Origin of the sequence: Paenibacillus sp. FSL E2-8871 (genome assembly GCF_038000345.1) — a bacterium.
In the GTDB taxonomy this organism is placed as follows: Bacteria; Bacillota; Bacilli; order Paenibacillales; family Paenibacillaceae; genus Paenibacillus_AQ.
In genome coordinates this window covers 4,379,124-4,403,168 of record NZ_JBBOBV010000001.1, presented here as the reverse complement: position 1 = coordinate 4,403,168, position 24,045 = coordinate 4,379,124, and the positions used below count along the sequence as shown (strand labels likewise).

Here is a 24,045-nt window from a genome sequence, read left to right as displayed (position 1 = left end):
TTTGTGTTGTTTATGCTTCAACAGTTGTTATAGGAACCATTGGAATACACCGAATACTAATGTCGAAACGATCGCTAGTGTTAGACCAACTGCGGTTTCATAAGGAATCAATTTCAGACGCTCTTTCATCTGCATGTTCACACTGCCACCAGTTGCGTGGAAGAAGCTGCCGTGAGGCATGTGGTCTAATACAGTCGCACCAGAGTGAATCATTGCCCCTGCTCCTAGCGAAGCTACGCCAAGTCCCATGATGGTGGAGCCGAATACAGAGCTTGCTACGGCTGTGCCTGCTGTTGTCGATGCTGTTGCAAGAGACATTAACGCACCACTGATTGGAGCAAGCAAGTATGCCGGTAGGCCAGATGCAGTAAGGCCGTCGATAATAACATCCTTTAATTGTGAATTTGCAATGATACCAGCTAGTGTACCTGTCCCGATTAACATGACGGCTACACCCGTCATTTTACCAAGACCAAATACAGCGAACTCATTTAACTTCTTAAATCTTCCCATTGCAATGGCGCCTACGATACCTCCTACTGGAAGCGCGATAACTGGATCGATTACGATGCCTGCAATTGGACGAAGGGATAACAAGATAATGGCTACAAGTGGAGCTAGAAAGGCTGTAAAGAAGCTTGGAAGCTGCTCATTCGGATTATTCGTTACCTCAGAAGCTTCTACTTTACTGCCTTTATTATTTAAACGCTTTGCGATGAAGTACGTTACGATAATCCCGAATACGGCTGGGATTATACCTGCTGCCATCAACGAAGTTAATGGAATATGAAATGCATCTGATGCGGCAATCGCATTCGGGTTAGGTGACATGATGTTACCGGCTTTACCGCCGCCGATCATAGCGATCAGAATTGCCAATTTCGATAGATTCGCACGTTGTGCGATAGCTAATGCAATGGGTGCTACAGTAATAACAGCTACATCCACGAATACGCCGACCGCTGTAAGCACCATTGTTGCTAAGGCTAATGCGAGTAATGCCCGTGTCTCGCCGGCCTTCTGAACCAACGTCTCTGCAATCTTTTTCGCCGCGCCTGATTCAATCAATACACCTGCTAACACACCTGCTGCCAAGATGCGAAGCACGGCAGGAATCATCCCTTTAGCACCATCCATCATCAGCGTAATAGTATCCACCATACTCACGCCGCCGATTAAACCACCTACTAACGCACCGATCATCATGCCGTAGGCTGGCGGTACTTTTTTCAATATTAGAACGATTGCCACAACCAATGCAGCTAAAGCACCTAAAACGCTTACACTCACTGTCATGAGTTATTCCTCCCCAGGTTTACACATAGTTGTATATATCGATATGTGGTTTGAGCTCATACCTATACTTTAGCGTTTATTTGTAAGCGTTTCATTAGGCGGAGAAATAAACATTTCGCATCGATTGATGTCTTTTTTTGTGCATATGCACATATATCCTCTTATTCATCACAAGACATAGCAGAATGCTCCAACAAATATAACCAACGCGCACTCATGAGTAGGAACAGCTCCTGATAATTTCTTGGATCCTTCCCTGTGAGCTCGGTTATACGCTGGAGTCGGTAGCGTAACGTATTCCGATGAATGCGCAGTCGTTCAGCGATATGCTGTTGCTCCCCACTTTCGAAGTAAAATAGAGCTAATGTCTGCTGAAGCTCACCACTACGATCCTCCTCCACAAAATGCGCCCATAGCTGCAGCAACTCCTCCGACATCCAATTATGTACACTCGGAACGACCATCGTCTCCAGTTGCAGATCCGTTGCATAATAAACCGGCTCATCCGGATATATTGCATAGCCTGCACGCATCGTATCTTCTGCGGATTGAATGGACTTCATCATCCCTTGAATCCCTGTAAAAGGTTTGCCTACCGCGATACGTAGTGGAGAAATCTCCTTTACATCTAACCAACGTCTTATCTGGTGAATTCCTTCACATATATCCGTATGCGGCTTCCGCTCATGGAGATGCTCCTTGACCAGAATAACTTGTCTGGCATTACGAATAGTAATCAATTGAACAGCCGGGCGTCCTTCTAATACATCAGTTACCCGCTTCATTGTTGCCATTAGATCCTCTTCATTACGATTAATTAATTCAATGATGCATGCGATATGAGGCTTATCCACCTGAAAATGAATCTGCTGTGCTTGATGTCGCAATGTTTGTACGTTCCCCTCATCGCCATTCATCACCGCGAGCAGGAAATTCTCCTTCATTCGTTTGTCCCATTGAGCCTGCTCTAACAGCTTCATATGCTCAAGATACATTTCCGCCGTCATCTTCACCAATTCACCATACTTCGTCACTTCCTTGGGATCACCAGTAATCCCAATAACACCAACAATCTCATTCTCAAACTCAATAACAAGGTTCGTGCCGGGCAATACCCCCTGCAATCTAGCGGCGCTCTCCTGATCAATCTCGAATCTGCCACGACGCTCTATCGCGAGTAATGCACCCTCATGTGATTGCCCTAACCGCTTACCATCTCCAGACCCAATAATTCGTCCTCGCTTGTCCATAACATTGACATTGTACCCAATCACATGCATCGTACGTCGAACAATTTCCATCGCAACTTCTTTTGTCAAACCCCTCATGGCTACTACCTCCTATTTAGAAATTCTCTATGCGAACTCATGTGAACACTCTTTTCCTAGTTCATGCGCGATATAATATACCTCTAAGATCTTATCATTATCACAAGCCGGGTCTGATTGAAACACTACAAGTATATATTGCGGAGAATGGAGATCATAATCGAACTGGTATGTGGATTGATGTGGCGCAAGTAATCCTCCTCTTCTAATTGCCAACCTCTTTTTATAGGCATAAAATTAGTTGAGCATGTATAGATAAATTAGGACAGGGATGGAGTAGGAATGAACGAGAAAGTATTAATGAATGATAAGATAGTCATGCCATTATGGACGATTTGCCTCTTTATTGTAGTGATGAACACAACGATGTTTAATGTATCGCTTCCAACCATTATTCAGGATCTCCAAATTTCTGCTGACCTAGGCTCATGGGTCATTTCCAGCTATTCGATTGGATACGCGTTGTCGACGGTTATTTATAGCCGGTTATCCGACTTGGTGCCGATTCGCAAGCTCTTGACCATTGGCTTAATTACGCTTGGGACAGCATCAGTGTTTGGATTGTTCGCACATGACTTTAATATGCTATTGATTACAAGAATCCTACAATCTGCGGGCGCCGGATCTATGGCTGGATTGGGGCTTGTACTCGCCAGTCGCTATGTTCCGATTGAAAGACGCGGCGCTGCTATTGCGATGATCTCGGCGGGTAGTGCAATGGCCTTTGGTTTGGGCCCTATTGTCGGAGGTGTCATCAGCCAGTACTTTGGCTGGAATGGATTGTTCGGCATAACTTGCCTTGTGCTTATCGTGCTGCCGGTACTGCTGCGGTTATTGCCTAAGGAACAGCCACAGCCTGCAAGCTTTGACATCCTGGGGGCGGCGCTGACCGTGGTAAATGCAGCAAGTCTGCTGGTAGCTGTAACTACCCAGTCGCTTGTATGGCTAGCGGTGGGTGTAGTGTCTATTATCGTGCATGCCTTACATCTAAAGAAGGCTAAGGAATCATTCATTAATCCGCAGCTGCTTACCATGCCGGGTTACTTGAAACTGGTTGCCGTAGGCTTTTGTATTCTGGTGCTGAACTTAGGGAACTTGTTCCTGATGCCGCTTGCGCTCGCTAATCTGTTCGATAAATCAGCGCTGATGATTGGTTTGTATATCGCACCGGGAGCGCTATTATCTGCATTTCTGACCCGTTATGTGGGACGTTTTATTGATCGGTACGGTAATATACGTTTCTTAGTGATTGGACATTGTATACTTGCAGCCGTTATGGCTGTGTTTGCCCTGAATCTTTCTGTATCACCTGTAGTACTGCTGCTAGGTTATCTATGCTTCTCTCCCGCTTTCTCAGCTACGATGGCATCCTTAAACAATGAAACTTCTATAGTTCTTCCAAGGACTTGGATTGGTTCTGGTATGGGGCTTTTACAACTGGTTCAATTCTTCGGAGGCTCTGTATCTGTTGCGGTCTGCGGGCTTTTGCTGCATGCTCAGCGTGATATCTCTCCTGCAAAAGTATATCAGCATGTATACAGCGTGTTGCTCCTCGTTAGCTTGTGCTCGTTAGGAATTCTTCTTTTATATAGACATTCTAACGGCAAGAGTAAGGTTGGGCAGTCTACGCACGCCTAGAACTGAAACGAAAAGGTAATAAAGACGTATCAGATGCTATAGCAGAACTAAGGAAGGAATGGTAATAATGGACAATGGGATGAATGTAATCTTATTTGAAAAAATGCCGGAAGGCGGGCTGCGAGTCATTGAGGAACGCACGTGGAGCATGAATATGATCGCAGCGTTAGAGCATGTCAATTATATTGTGGTTGGCAGTGTTGAATATGAAACGGTTGAAGGACGGCTGAATGTAGATGAAGGCAAGCTGGAGCTTTTACTTGTTCCGATGCACAACGAATGATTGAGATAAGGGAAGGAGAACCTTACGATGTCTAAAGATGAAAAGGATAAGGAATTAGCGGTATCTAAATTATTCACTTCTGATGGTAAGCCCATTCGAGTATTATCTACTTCGCTAGGCATAGCTTTGTTAGCGAATGCTATGTTTATTCCTGGCGGCGCAGGGGCTAGTGCAAATACTTCTGGAGATGAACCACAGCTAGTGTCCTGGTCTACCGAAGAGGTTAAAGCCTATTTTGACAAAAATGTGGATTGGAATATTCCATATCCGGAAGGTACACAAGAGGTAGAACAGGAAGGCCAAGGTGTTGTAACCAATAATGGAACGACGGTAGTGAATAACTATGGTGGATATCATTCAGGTTTTGGTTGGGATGACTTGCTGCTATATCACATGCTGTTTAACAGTGGTGGCAATTACTCTTCCAGAGGATGGTCTAAGGACCGTCCAACTTATTATGGAGGCACGAGAACAACTTATAAGCCGCCTACCTATAACAGTGAGAAATTCCAGAATAAGAAGGTTCCCGGTTCTGTTGTAAAGCCCAAAACATCGACTTCCTCCACAGGCTCTATTACGAGAAGAGGTTCTTCCTCAAAAAATGGAATCGGTGGCACTTCCAGCGGATTAAACTCTTCGAAGAACTCTAAATCTAGCTCAGGCTCGAAGTCCTCTTCGAGATCAGGCTCAAGTAAGAGTGGTTTTGGCGGATGAGTGAGCAGCAGAGTGTATTTGAAATTCTAGATCAGTCTGAGCTTGAAAGAGGTCCACGGGTCAAAGCGTTATATGAACTCGGGTTCACTTGGGCTGATCTTGAGGATGAAGAGTACTGGTTGGATGCAATTGCTCTAATGCACAGGGACACTTATAAGGAGCTTGAAGAAGCCTCATCAAAACTCTGGGCCATTCTCGATAAAGCGGTTCGCTATGTTCATCTAAAGCGCGATTTGTATGAACTGCTTGGGATTGCCCCTGTACTTTGGGAGATGCTTGACGGGTGTCCTATGCCAGAAGAAGGATTCATTAGTCGGTATGCCAGATTTGACTTTGCCATAGCCCATGATGGGACGATTAAGCTGCTCGAACTGAATGCGGATACCCCAACAGGTTATGTGGAAGCCTCGATAGCTACACCATGGATCTGTGAGCAAGCTGGAATGCAGAGTCCAAATCAAGGGATGAAGGCACAAGTTGCGGCAGCTTGGCAGGTAGAACGTCCGGATACCGCAGCTTGTGTGGCTTATGGATCTCATCTTGAAGATTCAGGTACGATAGAAGCATTAGTGAAGCACAGTGGTCTCGATATCCAGTGTGTGGATTGTCTTGATCTGTGGGTCGACAACGGAATTCTCAAGGATGGGGAGGACCGTGTGATCGAGCGGATGTTCGCTCTATATCCTAAAGAGTGGATGGCTGTGGATGAAGGCGGTGATGCCCTCGCCTATGCGGTAGAGCAAGGGAATCTTCAGCTCTTTAATGGTCCTCACAGTATAATGCTCCAATCCAAGGGGCTGGTTGCAGCGGTGTGGGGAATGTATGAGCTGGGCCTGCTATTCGACAAGGAAGAGCGAGAGACGATCTCGCGCTATATTTTGCCTACTTATAATAAGCCTGTATTCTCAGGGAACTTTGTGTCCAAATCTGTTTTTGGTCGTGAAGGGGGTTCGGTGCGCATGTTTGATGATAGCGGTGCGCTAGAGCTTGAAGATGAAGACGGTTATGACAGTAGTCAGCTCTTCCCCACTGTGTATCAAAAAAGAGCCGATTTAGCACGGATAACGACATCAGAGGGTGAATTTCATCTGCTGACAGGCATGTTCGTGATTAACGGGAAGCCTTGTGGTATGCTCGGCCGAGCGGGCGGATTGATTACAGGCAATGCCAGTCATTTTATTGCGTTGGGAGTGAGATAATTGGATAAGAGCAAGAAAGCCCGAATCAGAGTCTTATGTATGATGCTTTTGACGGTACTGTTGCTAAGCGCATGTTCCAGTAATCAGGGCAGTGTATTTGATTCAGGAACAGCTCAAACTTCAGATAGTGTAGCACGGGTACCGTGGGACTACCGGGTGGTAGAGAGTACCGTAGGGGATTTAATTGGGAGTGACATGACGGTTTTGCCGGATAATGAACTGCTCCCGAATGATGGGAATTATGCTACTGGTGATAAAATCTGGACACTTCAGTTCATGGACGCCGAGCTAATCACGGATGCCGATCAGAAGAACGAAGTCCGCCTGTCTTCATGGAGCACGATTAAGTCTTATGCAGATGAGAAAACGGCAGCAGAGGATCTTACCAATCTTAAAGTATCGGTAACCACTGATGTTGATCTTGTAGGAGTATACAAGACTAAGTATAAGGATAAGACAAGAAACTTTGCGGTGCTTGAGCTCCCTTCAGGTAATCGGATTAAGCAGCCGATTGATGATGAACGCTATACCGCATTAGAAAAAAAGAAGACCGCTTCCGTAGTCCTTGAGGAAGTACATGATTTTGCCGACTATGATTCGGCTTATGCGAAATTTCGGGGGTGGGCGAAGTGACGATGGTGGTTAATTTGGTAGTGAGTGTGTTTGTGATTATTCTTTTGCAATTGTTAGGCATGGTGATCTTTGGTTTGATGACTCCGTTTAAAGATATGGAGGAGCTGAAGAAGGGGAATGTGGCTGTAGCTTTGGCTTTAGGCGGCAAGTTTCTGGCAACGGCTATTATTATTGGCGTAGCGGCGTATACGAATACCTCCATTCTGCACATGATTATTTGGTTTGCGGTAGGTTATGTGTGCTTGATAGCGGCTTATTGGATCTTTGAATTGGCAACCCCAACCTTTAAGATTTCAGAGCATCTGGAGAAAGGAAATGTGGCTGTAGGCACTATGCTTTGCTTGGTGTTTATTGGGACTGCATTTGCGATTAGCAGTTTGATTGTTTAGTTTCAACTTGAAATAGGATAAAGACAAAGGTTGCCCCGATCCATCCGTCGAGTGGCAGCCTTATTGAAAATCTAAGAAAGTATAAGTTTTACTTTTAGCTTGATGTGAAGAAGGGGTGGGCAGATGCATCTGTTTCTGAGAATTTCCACCAAGATGATGCGGTTACGTAAACGGACTATAGGGTTAATTATTCTGATCTTTATAGTTCTTAGTGCGTCAATTGCTTACCTGATTGAGCCGGGTACGTTTCACAGTTGGTTTAATGCATTCTATTGGGTTATGACAACGATGGCGACAGTGGGGTATGGGGACTATTTTGCAGAGACCGTAGTTGGAAAGCTGTTTACCATGTTTCTATATATCTTTGGTATTGGCCTCCTCAGCTTGGTTATTGGTAAGGTCATTGACTCCATTGCGGAGGTGCAGAGAAGGAGAGGAGCGGGAACGTTGAGCTTTCGGGGAAAGGACCATGTGATTCTAATTAATTGGAGTAAGAAAGCACAAGCTGCCGTAGACGAGGTTCTATGCTATTCGCCAAAATGCCACATTGTCATCATTGATGAGACAGGAAGTCATCCTCTGGAGCATATGGATCAAGTTCACTTTATAAGTGGCGATGCCTCCAGTGATGAGATTCTAGTTAAGGCTAACATCCATGAAGCAAGAGCGGCCATTGTGTTCGGGGACACCAGGATTGATGAAGCATCGCTGATCGACGGTAAATCTTTGTTAATTGCCTCTAGCATTGAGCGCATTGCGCCACAAGTACATACGACTGTAGAAATAATGCAAGAGAAGAATATTCAGAATTTCAGGCATGTCCAAGTAAACGAGTTCGTTCTTTCGCATGATGCCATCTCCAGACTGGCTGTTCGTTCTGCACTGCAAGAGGGCAACTCTGAGGTGATAACGCAGCTGCTGAGCCGTAAATATGGTGATGATATTTATGAGATTCCAGTGAATACTACGTGGAAGACTTATGGGGACGCGTTTCAGAGCCTGCTTCTGCAAGGTGCAACCTTATTGGCGGATCGTAGCGATCTAAGTATCAATCGAAAGCTGGATCAGGCTATTCCTAAGGATGCTAGATTGTATGTTGTTTCCGATGAAGCGACGTATCGCAGGATTAAGGGTTAGGTCAGAATTAGATGGAATAGGCGGATTTTCGGGAGCTATGGCTTCGCGGAATTCCGCCTTTTTTTGTTTGCCAAACTTTCCTAAAGGGTAAGAGATACATGATAATATTTACTTTACCTTTGGAAGGAGCCATTGTTAATGAGTGAACATCAAAAAGTGAACGGAAACAGCAAGAATGAGCAACTGGAACAGTTTCGCAGTAAGGATGAAGGTCACACCTTAACAACGAACCAGGGTTTAAAAGTATCAGAGGACGAGTTCTCCTTAAAAGCGGGTGATCGGGGCCCAACCTTACTGGAAGACTTTCATTTCCGGGAAAAAATGACGCATTTCGATCATGAGCGAATCCCTGAGCGAATCGTGCATGCACGTGGATTTGCTGCTCATGGTGAGTTTGAAGTATATAAATCACTGAAAGAATATACAAAGGCGAAATTCCTTCAAGATCCCTCCGTGAAGACACCGGTGTTTGTCCGATTCTCGACGGTAGCCGGATCACGGGGATCAGCCGAGACGGTGCGGGATGCCCGCGGATTCTCTACCAAATTCTATACAGAGGAAGGCAATTACGATTTAGTCGGAAATAATATGCCCGTCTTCTTTATCCAGGATGCGATCAAGTTCCCAGATTTAGTACATGCGCTTAAGCCTGAGCCGCACAATGAAATGCCTCAGGCCGCATCGGCTCACGATACCTTTTGGGATTTCATAGCCAATAACCAAGAATCGGCCCATATGGCAATGTGGCTGATGTCGGACCGTGCTATTCCACGTAGCTTCAGAATGATGGAAGGGTTTGGGGTGCATACTTTCAGGTTGATTAATGAGCAAGGAAAAGCCCATTTTGTTAAATTCCACTGGAAACCGGTGCTCGGTGTACACTCTTTGGTGTGGGACGAAGCTCAGAAAATATCAGGTGCGGACCCTGACTTTCATCGCCGTGATTTATGGGAATCGATTGAAGCCGGCAACTTTCCGGAATACGAGTTGGGCATTCAGCTTCTAAGTGAAGAAGATGAATTTAAGTTTGATTTTGACGTGCTGGATCCTACAAAGCTATGGCCAGAGGAAGATGTACCTGTACAGATTGTTGGGAAAATGACCTTGAACCGCAACGTGGATAATGTCTTCGCCGAAACGGAGCAGGTAGCTTTCCACCCTGGACATGTGGTTCCAGGCATCGATTTCACCAATGATCCACTGCTTCAGGGCAGATTGTTCTCTTATACGGATACTCAGCTAATTCGGCTTGGCGGTCCTAACTTCCATGAGTTGCCGATCAATAGACCGGTATGTCCTTTCCACAACAATCAGCGTGACGGGTATGGACGGCAGACGATTAATCAGGGTTCAGTGAGCTATCATAATAATTCGCTTGCTAACAATACGCCTGCACCTGCAACAGAGGCTGAAGGTGGTTATGCACATTATCAGGAGAAGGTTGAGGGCCGTAAGGTGCGTAGCCGGAGCAAAAGCTTTGAAGACCATTTTTCACAAGCCAAGCTGTTCTGGAACAGCATGAGTGCTCCAGAAAAAACGCATATTATTGAAGCCTATTCATTCGAGCTCGGGAAGGTAAAGAGTAAGTCTGTCCGGCAGCAGGTTGTAGATATGCTCGCGAACGTTACGTTAGAGCTTGCTGTGCCTGTAGCAGAAGCTATTGGGGCGACGCCACCGAAAACGGGCGGTTCCGAGGTGGCTCAAATCTCCCCGGCACTAAGTCAGGCAAATACGAAGAAGCACCCAAACACACGTAAAATAGGTGTGATTATAGGCGACAGATTTGATGAAGACTTGGTGATGCCTGTTCTGGATACGCTTATGAGAGCCGGGATCCAGCCGGAAATAATCAGTGATAAGCTTGGATTTATTAAAGGCTCGAAGGGGACAGAGCTTGAAGTCATTCATACCTTATCCACGACAGATTCGGTGCTCTTTGATGCAATTTATGCAGCTGGTGGAAATTCGGAACATAAGAAATTCCATAAAGATACAGCGCAATTCCTGAACCAAGCCTATTCTCACTTTAAGCCCATCGCGGTGACTACTGAAAATGCTAAACTACTTGAAACGGCCGAGCATAGAAGCAGTCCGGGTGTAATCATTGGAGATGGCGGAGAGGTGTTCGCTGCCAGCCTTGTCGCGGCAATTACTGCCCATCGTTTTTGGGAACGTATGAATGAATAAATAACTGATACAGAGGGGATATCCCGCTCGCCAAAGGCGTAAGGATATCTCTTTTTTGTCTAAGGATAGATACATAACGCTCACAGTTTGATTTAACATTTTGTTGTATATTACCGTTATAGATAATACTAGGCAGTAAGCAGAATAGGAGAATATTAAAAGGAGGTGATCACTTGAGGAAAATAATTATTGCTGCACTAGCGATATTTGCGGGCATTATAGGGTTAACGGCATGCGAAAAAACGGCAGTACCGAATCCGTCCAATAGTGTTCATACTAATTCTCCAGCTCCAGTAGATTCGGAAAATGATACTAAGGTAATCCAGACGCAGGAAGTAACTAACTTAGAGCAGTTTATTACCTCGAAACTCACAGGTGAGTACGGTGTATATACTAATTTTATTGAAACAGATCAGTCGGCGGAAGCGGCGAGTGGACACGAAGTTCTGAGTGAATCGGCATCTCTCCGGATGCTGGCAGCTGTGCGTAGCGGCCAACAAGAGAGATTTACAGAGCAATGGCAACTAGCTAAGCAAACCTTTGATATCAACAGCGGTTTCAGCTACCGTTACAGTCCTAAACAGCAGAAGCTATACCCCTTGAATGCTGCCGTTGATGATTTGCGTATGATTCAAGCTCTTTATGAGGCAGGGGAGAAGTTCGGCGATAAACGTTATACAGCTGAAGCGGATAAATATGGCGAAAGATTATATGATTATAATGTAAAAGACGGAAAACTTTATGATTTCTACGATATGGAATATTCTTCAACAAACACATTCGTCACTTTGTGTTATATTAATTTGGGCACTTTGCGAAAATTGTCGATTTCTAGCCAATTTAGTAAGAAACTGACGAATGATTTGAACGTAATATTGGAAAACGGATATTTATCGGATGAATTCCCCTTTTATGAGACACGGTTTAATTATGAGACCGGAAAATATAGTTCGGAAAACATCAATACAGTAGAGTCGCTTTTATCCATTCTAGCCTTAGCTGAGGTGGGCCAGCAGAAAGCCACCAGCATTGATTTTATCAAGCAACAGGTCGAAGCTGGAACGTTGTATGGGCAATATTCGAGAGAAGGTAAGCCGCTGAACGATATCCGGTCCACAGCCATTTATGCCATTACAGCTATGATCGGCGCAGAAATCGGCGATGAATCTCTCCACCATAAAAGCATTGAAAGAATGAACGAGTTCAGAGTAACAGATGTGGATAGCCCACTGTACGGAGGATTCGGTGATGTCGCTAGCGGCCAAGCTTATTCTTTTGACAACCTGATGGCATTACTGGCCTATGTCTATTAACTTAAACTTATTGTATTGAAGGTGAACCTGCATGATGGACAACACGGTGAAAACGCCTCTAAGGCAGGGGATATCACTTGCTAATTTATCGGTTTCTCCTGCATTTCTTGCTGCATTTGGAGTGCTGCTTATTACCATCATCGCGCTGTTCACAGCTCCGTATGTCGGAGTGGCGGATAACGGTGACTTTTTCCGTAGCATTTATAGTAATGGACTCTATTTCAATCTGCCGGATTATGATAGTCAGTACTTTGGTTATTTTGTGAAGCAATATGGGATCTTTCAATATTTTAATGAGAATGGTGCAATGTTATTTTCCTCTCAGTCCTTATTTATCAAGCTGGCTATAGGACTTAACAAGTTGTTCTTCAGTAGTGAGGTATTCGACATCCGCTTTCAAGCGGCGATTTATACGATTCTATATGTAATCGCAATTTACTTATTAATAGAGGCTATTACATGGAAGATGTCCCGAAAACAGGGATTCATCATTGCAGGTATTGCTATTTTTATATTCGGAGATACCGGTTATACGGCTTATTTTAACTCCTTTTACGGCGAGAGTGTTGTGATGATCACGATGATCTTCATGTTCGCTTCATGGCTGATGTTATATCGAAAAAGATTCAATGACTACGCCATGCTGGCCTTGTTCGTAATTAGCACGCTGATCCTGACTACTTCTAAGCAGCAGAATGCGCCAGTGGGTATGATCATTGCTGTTCTGGCATGTTCACTGCTTTGGATTCGTAGAGACAAGATATTTCGGATCCTGACAATGGCGTCTCTTGCTCTGATGCTGTTCGCAGGTGTGTTCACGTATTTGAATATCTCAAATGAGTTCGTAAACATTAACCAGTTCCATGCCATGACCCGAGGGGTGCTGAAGGAATCACCTGATCCAGAAGCCGCTTTAAAAGCGTTAGGGATGGACGAGCAATTCGCCATTCTGAAGAACAGCATTCACTATGAGAAGTACGTGACCATAGACGTGAATTCACCACTTCTCGAGGAGAATTTCTACAGTCGTTATGGATTTGTATCCATCCTTAAATATTATTTAACGAACCCTGACCAGCTTAATTCGATTCTTAATGTAGCTGCTCAAAGTGCATTCTCGATTAAGCCTGCGGCTATGGGGAATTTCGAGCATTCTGTTGGTAAGGAGTTTCGAGCACAGAGTCACTTTTTCACCGGATACAGCCAACTGAAACAAACGCTGGCCCCGCGAACATTCGGGTTCATCTTCCTCTGGATGGTGCTTGTCATCGGTCTCTATATGCCTTCCTTTGTAAAAGCGATCAACTCCCGTGATTTCAGAGGTATGCAGCGAATGGTATTGATTGTCGCTTCGATTGGCATTGGGCTTTCAGGTATTTTTGTATCGATTATCGGGGCAGGCGATGCCGATATTTCCAAGCATGAGTTCTTATTTACATTATCCTTTGATTTAGTCACTTTTCTGACCCTATCCAGTGTGATTGGGCGTAGAGTTTCTAAAAACAGCAATCGGGTTAAGCAGGTTAGCAAGAGCACCCCTTCTAGCCCGTATACAAAGCCTCAAAAGGATGTGAGTGTGTGAGCATCAGAGGAGTTTTAAACGGTATATTGCTACTGACGTTGACCCTAACAGCCCTTCTGATTCCCGTCACACCTGTCCAATCTGCTGCTTCGCCACAGCAGGTCCTACTACTCTATGACAGCCTCGCTAAGGGGACAACGAAGGAAGGCAACGTGACTCAACTCCAGCGACTGCTGGCGGCCTATTCCATGAAGGTCACACTTAAAAGTCTGGATCAATATGAACAAGGGATGCTGAATCATTACTCTAAAGTGATTATGGTCCGTAATGCAGCGGATATTTTGATTACTAATAAATTTTATGTAGAGGATTGGGAGCATTATCAGGGACAGTATTTGCACATCGGGTACAGTCCTCCAGCCTCGCTGAAAAAGAAACTACAGTTAACTACGGATGTTATGTATGACGCGAATCCAGATCTCCAGATCGGACAGTTCTCGGGAATTTCACTTCAGGTACAGGATATGCTCTATATAGCCGGAAGTCAGGGAACCCAGTCCCTTGGAAAGCTGATCTTCCAGGATGATAGCCTGCAAGCACCTTATGCTGTGAGTAAAGAGGATGCTGCTTATGTTCCGTATTTTGAACAAGGGAATGTCAGTGCACTGGCGATGGGGTATGTTCTGAAGGATTGGCTTCATATCAACGCAACGCCTAAAGTGTATCTTGCGATCAAAGAGATCTATCCCTTCTCTGATCTGGGATTGCTGACAGAGACTGCGGAGCGGCTGTATCAAGTGGGGATTCCTTTTCTTGCAAGTGTGCGGCCAGTGTTCAGCAATACCGATTATCCGGCAATGCAGCGTTATTTGGTAGCCATCAAAAGAGTACAATCGAATAATGGCAGCATTCTGGTCAATGCCCCTATTGCGATGCATTCAACGAGTACCAGTAATATGGATCATTCACTTCAGGTGAAGATGAACGCGTTCATTAATCTGCTGGTGCACAACAAGATTGGGCCGCTTGGAATCGGAGCACAAATGCACTGGGCGTATGACAAGGAATACTCGGAGGCGGGGATGGGGTTTTTCGATTCTGTAATACTGTATCCGGATGAAAATGTTGATTATATGGAGCAGAGCGACACCTCCAAGTCCTTTCCATCCTCTTTGTATAGTGTGCCGATTGATTTTTTGCAGGATCTGCAAACATCCAATACTGTGATGCCAGAACTGCCGATGGACACGGTAATCACTGTGGATATGCCTAAGGATAAGGAAGAACTTGAGGAAATGCTGAAGATGCTGGAACAATACTGGGTTTCTTTTGCGGATTATAAACAAGAAAGGCATGAGGTTGTTACAGACGTCAATACGATCACTTCATCAGAAGGAGTGATTTCTATTAATGGACAACCCCTGAGTCTGAATTATACGCCAGAAACAGTGAATAGCGATTATCGGTATACAGAAGAGCAGAAGAAGAGCTTTACGACGCTTTTTAATATACAGAATCAGTTCTTTATAGTTGCGATAATGATTTCTCTGTTGCTATTTGGCGGATTAATGATCATCGGATACCGATTGTATAGGAGAAAGTATTTGAAATGAGACAACTAATCGTGATTTGGAGGATCCTATGACGATTTCAGACATACTGATGGTAATTGCAGTGATCTGTATCTGGTCTCTATTGCTGGTGAATGTGACCCTCATTATCGCAGGCTATTTATATTACATTAAATCTGAAAATGAGGACATACCAGAGATAGAGGGCGAATATCCTTTGGTTTCAATTATGGTTCCTGCTCACAATGAGGGGGTAGTAATCTGTAAGACGGTGGAGTCTCTGCTAGCGCTTGATTATCCGGAAGATCGATATGAGATTATTGTGATTAATGATAATTCCTCTGATAATAGTGCTGAACTGCTGGCCGATATCCAAAACCGAAATCCGGGGCGGCAGCTGATCGTTATTAATACGGATGCGATTACTGGTGGCAAAGGGAAATCGAATGCGCTGAATATAGGCTTCACCCATTGCAAAGGGGAGTTAATTGCGATTTATGATGCAGACAACACTCCTGAAAAAACGGCTTTACGTTATCTGGTTGCTGAGATCATGAATGATTCTAGCCTAGGCGCAGTAATCGGTAAGTTTAGAACCCGTAACCGTAACGCAAGCCTACTTACCCGGTTTATTAATATTGAGACGTTGTCCTTTCAATGGATGGCGCAAGCGGGACGCTGGAAGCTGTTCAAGTTATGCACCATTCCCGGCACTAATTTTATTATGCGCAGGTCTATCGTAGAAAGTATCGGTGGCTGGGATGTTAAAGCGATAGCCGAAGATACAGAAATCAGCTTCAGAATATATATGATGGGTTATCGGATCAAGTTCCAGCCGAAATCGGCCACATGGGAGCAAGAGCCACAGACCTTAAAAGTCTGGTTCAAGCAGCGAACGCGCTGGGCTAAGGGCAACATTTATGTCATTGTCAAAAATATCCCCCTGCTGTTCGATAAATCCGCCGCAAAAGTCCGATTCGATATTCTTTATTTTTTAGCGATTTACTTCTTATTGCTGATTTCGTTAATTACCTCGGATGTGCTGCTCATCCTGCATGCTTTGGGCTATGTACATACTACTATTGCTGGGCTTAGCAATTTTCTCTGGCTGCTCGCCATCATTTTATTCGTTGTAGGTACTTTCATAACGTTGACGACAGAGAAGGGCGAGATGAGCTTGTCCAATTTATGGATCGTAATGTTAATGTACGTCTCTTATTGTCAGCTGTGGATGGTTGTCGCGGCTTACGGATTATATCTTTACGCCAAAGATCTCATCTTCAAAAGAGAAGCAAAGTGGTATAAGACTGAACGCTATTAATAACGAACAAAGAAGTAATATGAGAAATATGTGATCACAGGAGAAACAGAACATGATGATGAAAAAACAAATGGTTATACTGTTAACCAGCCTCTCTCTTTTTCTAATTCAATTGAATGTTGCAGCCGCCGAGGCTCCGCCTCAGGATACTAGATTAACCTACACAACGTCTTTCACAGGAACAGATACTGCGTTAAAGGGTTCGAGTGCTCAGCAGCAATATTTTGAGGTCATGGATTATTGGAATGTGGATGAGATCAGAATTAACCTGCACTTTCAAATTTCGCAAATTACCAAGGAGCAGATTTCTAGCGTTACCTTAACGCTAAATGGCAGCCCATTCTATACATTTAGACCCTCTCTAAAAGATAATGGCGAACAACAGCTGGTCCTTCAGGCACCTAAAGGGTTTCTAAAAAAAGGAACCAATACGCTTGGAATTCAGGGCTATTTGCAGTCGAACTATACAGATGAACAATCTTGTTCTGTCGATTATGATTTTGATAATTGGCTGCATCTGTTTAATACATCCAGTATTAGCGTGATGTATACGCCGAAGCCCTTGACTGGAGGGATTAGTGACTTTAGCGAGCGCTTCTCTGGCGTTGATACCTTAACGAAGAATCATAGTGTGCTGACCGTACCGGATAAAAGCACAGGGGCAGAATTGGAGTCGGCTACCTATGCGCTCTCCGGGCTTGTGAAGGGGAATACATTGGACAATAGAACGATTCCAATGCTTCCCTACCGGTCAGATGCGGTGAAGAATAAAGCTGCGGTTGTACTGGTAGCTATGTATGACCGAGTACCAAGTGGGCTCAAGGCTCAGCTAAGCACCTCTGAAGATTTAAGTACACATGCACTGCTGCAGTTAGTGAATAAGGATACTCAGCCGACACTTGTCGTAACCTCGAAGGATGAGAACTTACTGATTAAAGCAGGCCGTTTTGTTGCGAATCAAGAGTTATTGGGTCAAATCAGCAGTGATTTAAAGGTGGTCGATGATGCTACAGAAGTATCTGCACCCCCCCTTTCGATTAGCTCCAATATTACGCTTACAGAAACGGGTGATAAACTCACTGGGGCACGTCATCAGGAGCAGACATACTTTGTTGCACTGCCCTCTAACCGCTCGATTGCAGATTCAGGCAGAATCAGATTGGATTTTCGTTATGCACAGAATTTAGATTTCGACCGTTCATTAGTGACTGTCAGCATCAACAACATACCCATTGGCAGCAAGAAGCTGACCAAAGAGCTGGCGAATGGCGATAAGCTGGATCTTCCAGTTCCCCAAAGCTTGAATATCTCTGGTAATTTCACGGTAACTTTAGCCTTTGATTTGGAGCTGAAGGGAGCCGAATGTACTTTAGATAAGGAACAAATGCCGTGGGCGTATATCAGTAAAGATTCTGTAATGCGTCTTAATACTAAGGATCGTACGGATCTTTTGTTTAATAACTATCCGTATCCGTTCATACGTGACGGACTTTACAATCAAGTAGCAGTCGTACTACCACAAGAAATGGATGATTATTCATATTTGAGTTTAGCTAATGTATTTAATCTACTGGGAAAATACGCTAGCGGAAATATAGGCAACATTCAGTTCTACACGGATAACATTAGCGCTGATCATTTGAAGAATAATAATGTCATCGCCATAGGCACGTATAAGAATAATAAGATCATCCGTGATCATAATGATAAGCTCTATTTTCAATATAACGGGAACGGAACAGCGATTCGCTCCAATGAGAAGATGAGTATTGAAGATCATTACGGATCTCAAATTGGAACACTGCAGCTGATTGAATCACCATTTGAGGCGGGACGGGGATTGCTTGCTGTTACGGGAGCCCACTCTGAAGAGTACTATTTGGCGTCGAAGTTGATCGCAACAGAGCGGGATAAATGGAAGGTGTTTGGCGATGGGGTAATCGTTGATAAGGACGGTAATGTCAATGCGCACCGTTTCAAGATCATTACTGGAGCAGCAGAGGATTCCGTGGTTAAAAAAATAGCGGAACGAACGGACGTGCTGAGTTTCATTATCGTAATTGTGCTGGTGCTGACACTGGTGATTCTATCGCTGATCCTGCTGCTTCGTAAACATATGAAGAAACGTGGTGATAAGCGTGAGACGTAATCGCAGCGGTTTAGTTTCAGATATCGCTCTCTTATCGTTCCTGGTGCTTCTTTTTATTAGTATTGTCTTCATTTCAGGGGCACCTGACGATTATATCCAGAATATTATCATTTTAAATGTGGCTTTTATTCTGGCGATTGTTACGTATTTTACAACGGTGACCGCAGGGTTGGTCTTGAACCTGGTGTTTATATTTGCTTACGGCTTCTACACGATGTATCAGACGATATCTTTGGGAGAGACAATTGGACTGAATACTTACTTCTGGCTAATTATGACCCCATTATTAACAGTGGTACTGTGGATATTTACACTAAGCAATCGTGAGCTGCAGGCTGAGAATCAGCGTTTGGAGAATAAGACTGCCAATATGGCCATCATCGACGAGAACACAGATTTGCGAAATAGTATTTCTTTTCAGAAGGATGCTGCCTTATTTACAGGCATTTCGACTCGATATCAGATTCCACTCACACTGCTAGTAGTGAAAGTGAAATACTGGAATGAGATTAGACGTATTATTCCCGAAGATAAGCTGGCTGAGGCCATTCACGACGTATCTCAGCTCAGTCAGGCCAGCATTCGTACCAATGATGCATTGTATTTACTGGACAAAGATGACGCAACATGGGGCCTTCTGCTGTTCACCGACAACGATGGAGCAAAAATCGTGATCGAGCGGATTAAATTGAAGCTTCAAGAGCTTAATGACACTGAATTTGTCAAAAAGTATAAAGTTAGCCTCGGTCTCAAAATAGGTGCTGTAGAATATCAATCCAGCACTATTGAGAACCCGTTAGATTTTATTGTTCAGGCTAAAAAACAACTGGAGTATGATGTATAAGTCAGTTGAACGTAAGGGAATATAAGGAATATCGGATATTAGTTGACTTTACATGTCGATTTCACGTATGATGGAGTGGTGGTCTAAATCGTAAGATTTACGAATTTTCCTACGTTTATTAGGTTATACTTATAGATAAACCTACAGATCATTTGGTTAATTTACCATAAAGGCTCCACTAATTTGTTCAGAAGGAGGACGATCAGAATGAGAGAAGGCATACATCCAAAGTACAACAAGGTTATTTTCATGGATGCAAGCGTAGGCTTCAAATTCTTGAGTGCATCTACAAAATCATCCAATGAAACAATGGAATGGGAAGATGGTAACACTTATCCTGTTATCCGCGTGGACGCAAGTTCCGCATCCCACCCATTTTACACTGGTAAACAAAGAGATACAGAACAAGGCGGCCGTGTTGACAAGTTCAAACAACGTCTTGCACAAAAGAAATAAGAATCCTTACGGATTAAAAAGGGACAACCCATTTAGAAGCGATCGCTTCAGGGATGTCCCTTTTTTGTGTTCAGACATGTTAGAATGAAATGGAATTGACAAATTTCGATAGTGGCAGGGGAGCGATTAGTAGTGGAAAATGAAATAAAAGTAGATACCGTCCTTAAGAGTGAGGACGTTCAGGAGTTTAACCTATGGTTCAGCTTGAATAGCCGTATTATACTTAGCTCTTTCAGTGTGGTTGCTTATTTTGTGATTTTGCTGTTAATTACTAAGGATTACAGTATTAAAAATATTTCAATCCTTGCTGTGACTGCTGTGATTCTTGCCGCTGTTTTATGGTATATGACCAAATCAAGTTTGACCAAAAAATCTAAAAAAGCCTTCGCAACAGACAGTTTAGCCCAGCAGCCTCAGAGCTATTCCGTATCAGATGAGGGTATAAAGTACGTATCTGAGGCAGGTTCCGGGCAAGTGAAATGGGAAGAGATACATAAAATAGGTGAAACGATGAACCTGTTCGTGTTTTTTGTGTCTTCTAATCGAGCGCTGATTATCCCTAAACGGTACTTTCAGTCGGTACAAGATAAAGATGGATTTAAGGACTTGGCCAGAAAGTATATGTTCTCCCATCGAGTAAAGTTCAAATCGTAAGGTGTACAGATGTGCTGGTATTTGTTGATTCATTTGTAGGATTGATTAGGATATAATGATAGGAGCGACTTGAAAAATAGGAGAAATATGGCATGCCGTGGATTCAAGGATATCCGTATTACTTATTAATGGGTAGTGTTCTAAGCTTTTACATGGGCATCAGCTCCTATCGACATCGAAAGTCGGCAGGAAGACGTTATTTGTGGATCTTAATGCTACTGGTCAGCCTCATATTTATTGCAACGGCGGGAGAGATTATGTCATCCTCTTTTCAGGCTAAGCTGTGGTGGAAGAATATGCAGCAGGCTCCGCTTTTTTTAAGTGCTTTATTTACTTATGCTGTCGTTAAAGAATACGTGTCTCCTTCCGCGGAACACCTACCTGTAAAACTTGCTATTTTCTCGATTCCAATTGCTTTGGACGTACTGCTTATTTTTACGGATACCTATCATCATCTAATGCGTAGTGAAGTGGGCATGGCCACTGTTGCGGGTGTTAGTGGAATTACTGTAAAGCCTACGCTTCTTAGCATGGCTTTTATTGCTTATGATCAGCTATTTGGTCTATATGCGGTCTGCTTGCTAGGTGTTTCCTTAATGAATAGACCGAGAGCTTTTTTGCGACGTGCGTTCTTCCTATTTGCCGGGTTACTTGTTCCGGTCGTTTCTGTTTTTTTGCTTCCCTTGTTGAAGATCACGCTTACAGGCTTTACGGCCTTCACTTATCTACCCGCAATTATAGCGGCTTATTTGTGTTTATTCATTGACTCCAAATCTACGATCTATCCTTTAACTAAAATTAAAATCCTGGAGCATATGAAAGACGGCGTAGTTTTGACAGACCGGAATGATAGTATCATTGGTATAAATGAGGCTGCAACCTCCATTTTGTTTGAGATTACCGGGATATCGAATGAGACCTGGATGGGGAAAAATATTGATCTTTTTATGAGGCATCACAAGGACATTGGCGCTCATTATAGTCAAAGGACCGAAGGACAGTTTGAGATTGTATGTACTGGAATAAGAGAGGTTTGTTATGGGGTTTCCTTGATAGCCACTGAACATCAGGCATTAGTTGATTTCTCGAATAAAATACTTCAGGTGTACCAAAACAAAGGCATTGCCGGAAGAGTCGGGGGCGAGGAGTTTGCTGTATGCTTTTTTGCTGAGGATAAACGTGCAGCCTTAATGGAAGCAGAGGATTTTCGCACTACGATGAGTGATTATAAAATAATTTTGAACGAACACGATAGCATTCAGCTTACCGCTAGCATCGGAATTTCTTTTACAGAGCGCAGAGAGGTGACTTTCGAAGATTTATATCGGGAAGCGGATGAAGCGTTATATCGTTCCAAGAATTCGGGCAAGAATAGAGTAACGCTGGGTCGTGAGCCCATTTTAAGAGAAGCGATGAAGGGATAAAGAGGTGTTCTAATGAATCTGACAATTAATGAAGTGATGAGTAAGCTTGAGGAAATGGGTACAGAGCAGACGAAGCGTACCTTCATACGACATGGTGCTAAGGAGCCTTTATTTGGAGTACGGATAGGGGACATGAAGAAGCTGGTAAAGGATATCAAGAAAGACCAAGGTCTAGCTCGCGCTTTGTATCAGACGGGGAATTATGATGCGATGTATTTGGCAGGGCTTACAGTTGACCCCAAGACGCTTACGAAGGAAGAGCTTCAAAGCTGGGTAGTGGCAGCTTACTGCTCTGGAATAGCGGAATATACGGTAGCGTCTGTCGCTGCAGAGAGCCCTTACGCACTAGAACTTGCAAGAGAATGGATTTCTTCATCGGATGAAATGGTGGCCACCTGTGGCTGGAGTACTTATGGGAATTACATTTCAGTTACGCCGGATGATCTGCTAGACATCGCTGAGATCAGAAAGCTACTACAGCAAATACAATCTACCATTCATCAGGAACGGAATCGAGTTCGTTACACGATGAATATGTTTGTAATTATCGCCGCCAGCAGCGTAACCGAACTGCATGATGAGGCGACGCAGATTGCTGCAAGCATTGGAAAGGTCCAGGTACAAATGGGACAAACAGCATGTAAAGTACCACTGGCTGTAGATTATATTGCTAAGGTTGAACAGGCTGGAAAGCTTGGTGTGAAGAAGAAGACTTGTATTTGTTAGCAGAGTTCTCAGGCTAAAAATAATCAATCAAAAGGCCAGTTCCCGTAATCCGAGAACTGGCCTTTTTTAAATGCTCTTATTGTTGAACGGAATCTACTACGACTTTAGCAGCTGTGCCGATTGGTGGCAGGCTCTTAGTCAGCATAGGGCTGTAGAATCCTATAACTTTTGCGCCTTTTACAAGCTCGCTGCTGTTTACAGCTTTGCCATCGGTATTAATTAGCGCGGTATCTTTGCTAATGCGAAGTACTACTTCTTGTTGTGACTGTTCGTTCAGGCCACTGCCTTTAACGGTGATGCTGATGTTTCCTTCATCGTCTTTTTGAACTTCTTCAATGGTACCTGCAGTACCCAAAAGATCATTTTGTTTCTGCTCATCTAGAACAGTGATCTTGTAAGTTGGAGTTTGCGGTGGCAGGCTCATGGTCATGATCATGGAATGCTCTGCTTTTACGGTCATACCGATATGAAGATCTTTTAGAGCAAGCTTAGTACCGTCTGCCATTTCGATAGTCGTATCTTCACCTACATTCAGTACGATGCCATCTGTGCCTACACCCTGGATCTGAACGGATTGGTATTTGCCCTCATTATTGACAGCTGTAATCACGCCAGTCTTGGTCATATGCTCTTCCTGATTAGCAGCAGTGATCACGATGGAATCTCCCTTCACTGTCATGTTGTGGTGGATGATTTCACTTACAAAGGAAGCTGGAACGTACAAAATGGAGTCAACCAATCGTGGTGCAGTTCCAAGCGTAGTATTCATTTTATTAATGCTATAGCGATCTTCTCCGGCTTTCACTGTAGTGAACACAGCACCATTGATAAGATCAACGGATTTAGTTTGTCCATTCCAAGTCAATTCAAAGCCAAGTGCTTCAGTAACCGAACGAAGTGGCACCATAGGCTCTTTGCCATTTGTAGTTTGGAAGCCTGTTTCTTTCAGAGCGGAACCGTTGATTTCAATCGCAAATGTTTTTTGGTTAGCGCTAACGGTAGTTTGAGCAGCATCATTTTTGGCAGAAGTTGTTGTTGGTGCGGCATAGGCTGCTCCTGTTGATAGTGCTAGGGACAAAGTTAAAAGAACTGTACTTGTTTTTAAAATGTTGTTCATAGTTGTGAGCTCCTTTTAATTTCATTTGTTAGTGTTGTTATTATCTAGACGGGACATCCCTCAAATATGTTGCAGTTTTTTGCATAAAAAAGAGTAAGAGATCCTTCCGTTTGTAGTAAAATGGAAATATTAACAATCGCTCAC

21 protein-coding genes are annotated in these 24,045 nt (G+C 43.8%); 18 read left to right on the top strand and 3 right to left on the bottom strand.

Annotated features, from left to right (window positions below; all coding sequences use genetic code 11):
- Positions 1–27 precede the first annotated feature (27 nt).
- Together NYE25_RS19960 and NYE25_RS19955 are read right to left on the bottom strand one after the other, a co-directional pair.
- The gene (locus NYE25_RS19960; protein WP_076284937.1) at positions 28–1,296 is read right to left on the bottom strand and encodes a GntP family permease; all 1,269 of its coding nucleotides are present in this window, start codon (positions 1,294–1,296) and stop codon (positions 28–30) included.
- Between the two features lie 161 nt (positions 1,297–1,457).
- A complete protein-coding gene (locus NYE25_RS19955) occupies positions 1,458–2,624 on the bottom strand; it encodes a sugar diacid recognition domain-containing protein (protein WP_341059191.1) in 1,167 nt (388 codons plus the stop codon).
- Positions 2,625–2,906: 282 nt separating this feature from the next.
- Between NYE25_RS19955 and NYE25_RS19950 the strand changes: the two genes are divergently transcribed.
- The 18 genes from NYE25_RS19950 to NYE25_RS19865 all read left to right on the top strand — a co-directional run bounded on the left by NYE25_RS19950 (position 2,907) and on the right by NYE25_RS19865 (position 22,784).
- Positions 2,907–4,262, top strand: a complete 1,356-nt coding sequence (locus NYE25_RS19950) for an MFS transporter (protein ID WP_341146675.1) — start codon at positions 2,907–2,909, stop codon at positions 4,260–4,262.
- A 67-nt stretch (positions 4,263–4,329) separates the two neighbouring features.
- Positions 4,330–4,545 (top strand): hypothetical protein, encoded by a 216-nt coding sequence (locus tag NYE25_RS19945; protein WP_042192779.1) that lies wholly within the window; start codon positions 4,330–4,332, stop codon positions 4,543–4,545.
- 27 nt (positions 4,546–4,572) lie between these two features.
- Positions 4,573–5,259, top strand: coding sequence for a hypothetical protein (locus tag NYE25_RS19940; RefSeq protein ID WP_076284935.1), 687 nt, complete (start codon positions 4,573–4,575; stop codon positions 5,257–5,259).
- The gene (locus tag NYE25_RS19935; RefSeq protein ID WP_341146674.1) at positions 5,256–6,458 is read left to right on the top strand and encodes a glutathionylspermidine synthase family protein; all 1,203 of its coding nucleotides are present in this window, start codon (positions 5,256–5,258) and stop codon (positions 6,456–6,458) included. The genes NYE25_RS19940 and NYE25_RS19935 overlap by 4 nt, the downstream gene beginning before the upstream one ends.
- A 39-nt stretch (positions 6,459–6,497) precedes the next feature.
- Entirely contained in the window at positions 6,498–7,091 is a 594-nt protein-coding gene (locus NYE25_RS19930) for a hypothetical protein (RefSeq protein WP_179085796.1), read from the top strand.
- The gene (locus NYE25_RS19925; RefSeq protein ID WP_149645447.1) at positions 7,088–7,480 is read left to right on the top strand and encodes a DUF350 domain-containing protein; all 393 of its coding nucleotides are present in this window, start codon (positions 7,088–7,090) and stop codon (positions 7,478–7,480) included. Before NYE25_RS19930 ends, NYE25_RS19925 begins: the two co-directional genes overlap by 4 nt.
- A 123-nt stretch (positions 7,481–7,603) precedes the next feature.
- Positions 7,604–8,617, top strand: a complete 1,014-nt coding sequence (locus NYE25_RS19920) for a potassium channel family protein (protein WP_076284933.1) — start codon at positions 7,604–7,606, stop codon at positions 8,615–8,617.
- Between the two features lie 138 nt (positions 8,618–8,755).
- Complete coding sequence (locus NYE25_RS19915) at positions 8,756–10,804, top strand: catalase (protein ID WP_341129419.1); 2,049 nt, start codon at positions 8,756–8,758, stop codon at positions 10,802–10,804.
- Between the two features lie 173 nt (positions 10,805–10,977).
- Positions 10,978–12,117, top strand: a complete 1,140-nt coding sequence (locus NYE25_RS19910) for a glycosyl hydrolase family 8 (protein WP_341146673.1) — start codon at positions 10,978–10,980, stop codon at positions 12,115–12,117.
- A 31-nt stretch (positions 12,118–12,148) separates the two neighbouring features.
- Entirely contained in the window at positions 12,149–13,699 is a 1,551-nt protein-coding gene (wsfD, locus tag NYE25_RS19905) for a glycan biosynthesis hexose transferase WsfD (RefSeq protein WP_341146672.1), read from the top strand.
- Complete coding sequence (locus NYE25_RS19900) at positions 13,696–15,252, top strand: hypothetical protein (RefSeq protein WP_341146671.1); 1,557 nt, start codon at positions 13,696–13,698, stop codon at positions 15,250–15,252. Before wsfD ends, NYE25_RS19900 begins: the two co-directional genes overlap by 4 nt.
- A 28-nt stretch (positions 15,253–15,280) precedes the next feature.
- Positions 15,281–16,531, top strand: coding sequence for a glycosyltransferase family 2 protein (locus NYE25_RS19895; protein ID WP_341146670.1), 1,251 nt, complete (start codon positions 15,281–15,283; stop codon positions 16,529–16,531).
- Positions 16,532–16,583: 52 nt separating this feature from the next.
- Entirely contained in the window at positions 16,584–18,680 is a 2,097-nt protein-coding gene (locus tag NYE25_RS19890) for a cellulose biosynthesis cyclic di-GMP-binding regulatory protein BcsB (RefSeq protein ID WP_341146669.1), read from the top strand.
- Positions 18,670–19,524 carry a diguanylate cyclase domain-containing protein gene (locus NYE25_RS19885; RefSeq protein WP_341146668.1) on the top strand — a complete coding sequence of 285 codons (855 nt, stop codon included), beginning with the start codon at positions 18,670–18,672 and terminating at the stop codon, positions 19,522–19,524. The genes NYE25_RS19890 and NYE25_RS19885 overlap by 11 nt, the downstream gene beginning before the upstream one ends.
- A 207-nt stretch (positions 19,525–19,731) precedes the next feature.
- Positions 19,732–19,980, top strand: coding sequence for a type B 50S ribosomal protein L31 (locus NYE25_RS19880; RefSeq protein ID WP_042131530.1), 249 nt, complete (start codon positions 19,732–19,734; stop codon positions 19,978–19,980).
- A gap of 132 nt (positions 19,981–20,112) precedes the next feature.
- On the top strand, positions 20,113–20,634 hold the full coding sequence (locus tag NYE25_RS19875; RefSeq protein ID WP_341146667.1) for a YcxB family protein: 522 nt from the start codon (positions 20,113–20,115) through the stop codon (positions 20,632–20,634).
- A gap of 92 nt (positions 20,635–20,726) precedes the next feature.
- Positions 20,727–22,058, top strand: a complete 1,332-nt coding sequence (locus tag NYE25_RS19870) for a histidine kinase N-terminal 7TM domain-containing protein (protein WP_341146666.1) — start codon at positions 20,727–20,729, stop codon at positions 22,056–22,058.
- An 18-nt stretch (positions 22,059–22,076) separates the two neighbouring features.
- Entirely contained in the window at positions 22,077–22,784 is a 708-nt protein-coding gene (locus NYE25_RS19865; protein WP_081382694.1) for a DNA alkylation repair protein, read from the top strand.
- 76 nt (positions 22,785–22,860) lie between these two features.
- Here NYE25_RS19865 and NYE25_RS19860 read toward each other — a convergent pair whose 3' ends face one another.
- Positions 22,861–23,901: a copper amine oxidase N-terminal domain-containing protein gene (locus NYE25_RS19860; protein WP_341146665.1), complete on the bottom strand. Its 1,041-nt coding sequence runs from the start codon at positions 23,899–23,901 to the stop codon at positions 22,861–22,863.
- Positions 23,902–24,045: the final 144 nt, after the last annotated feature.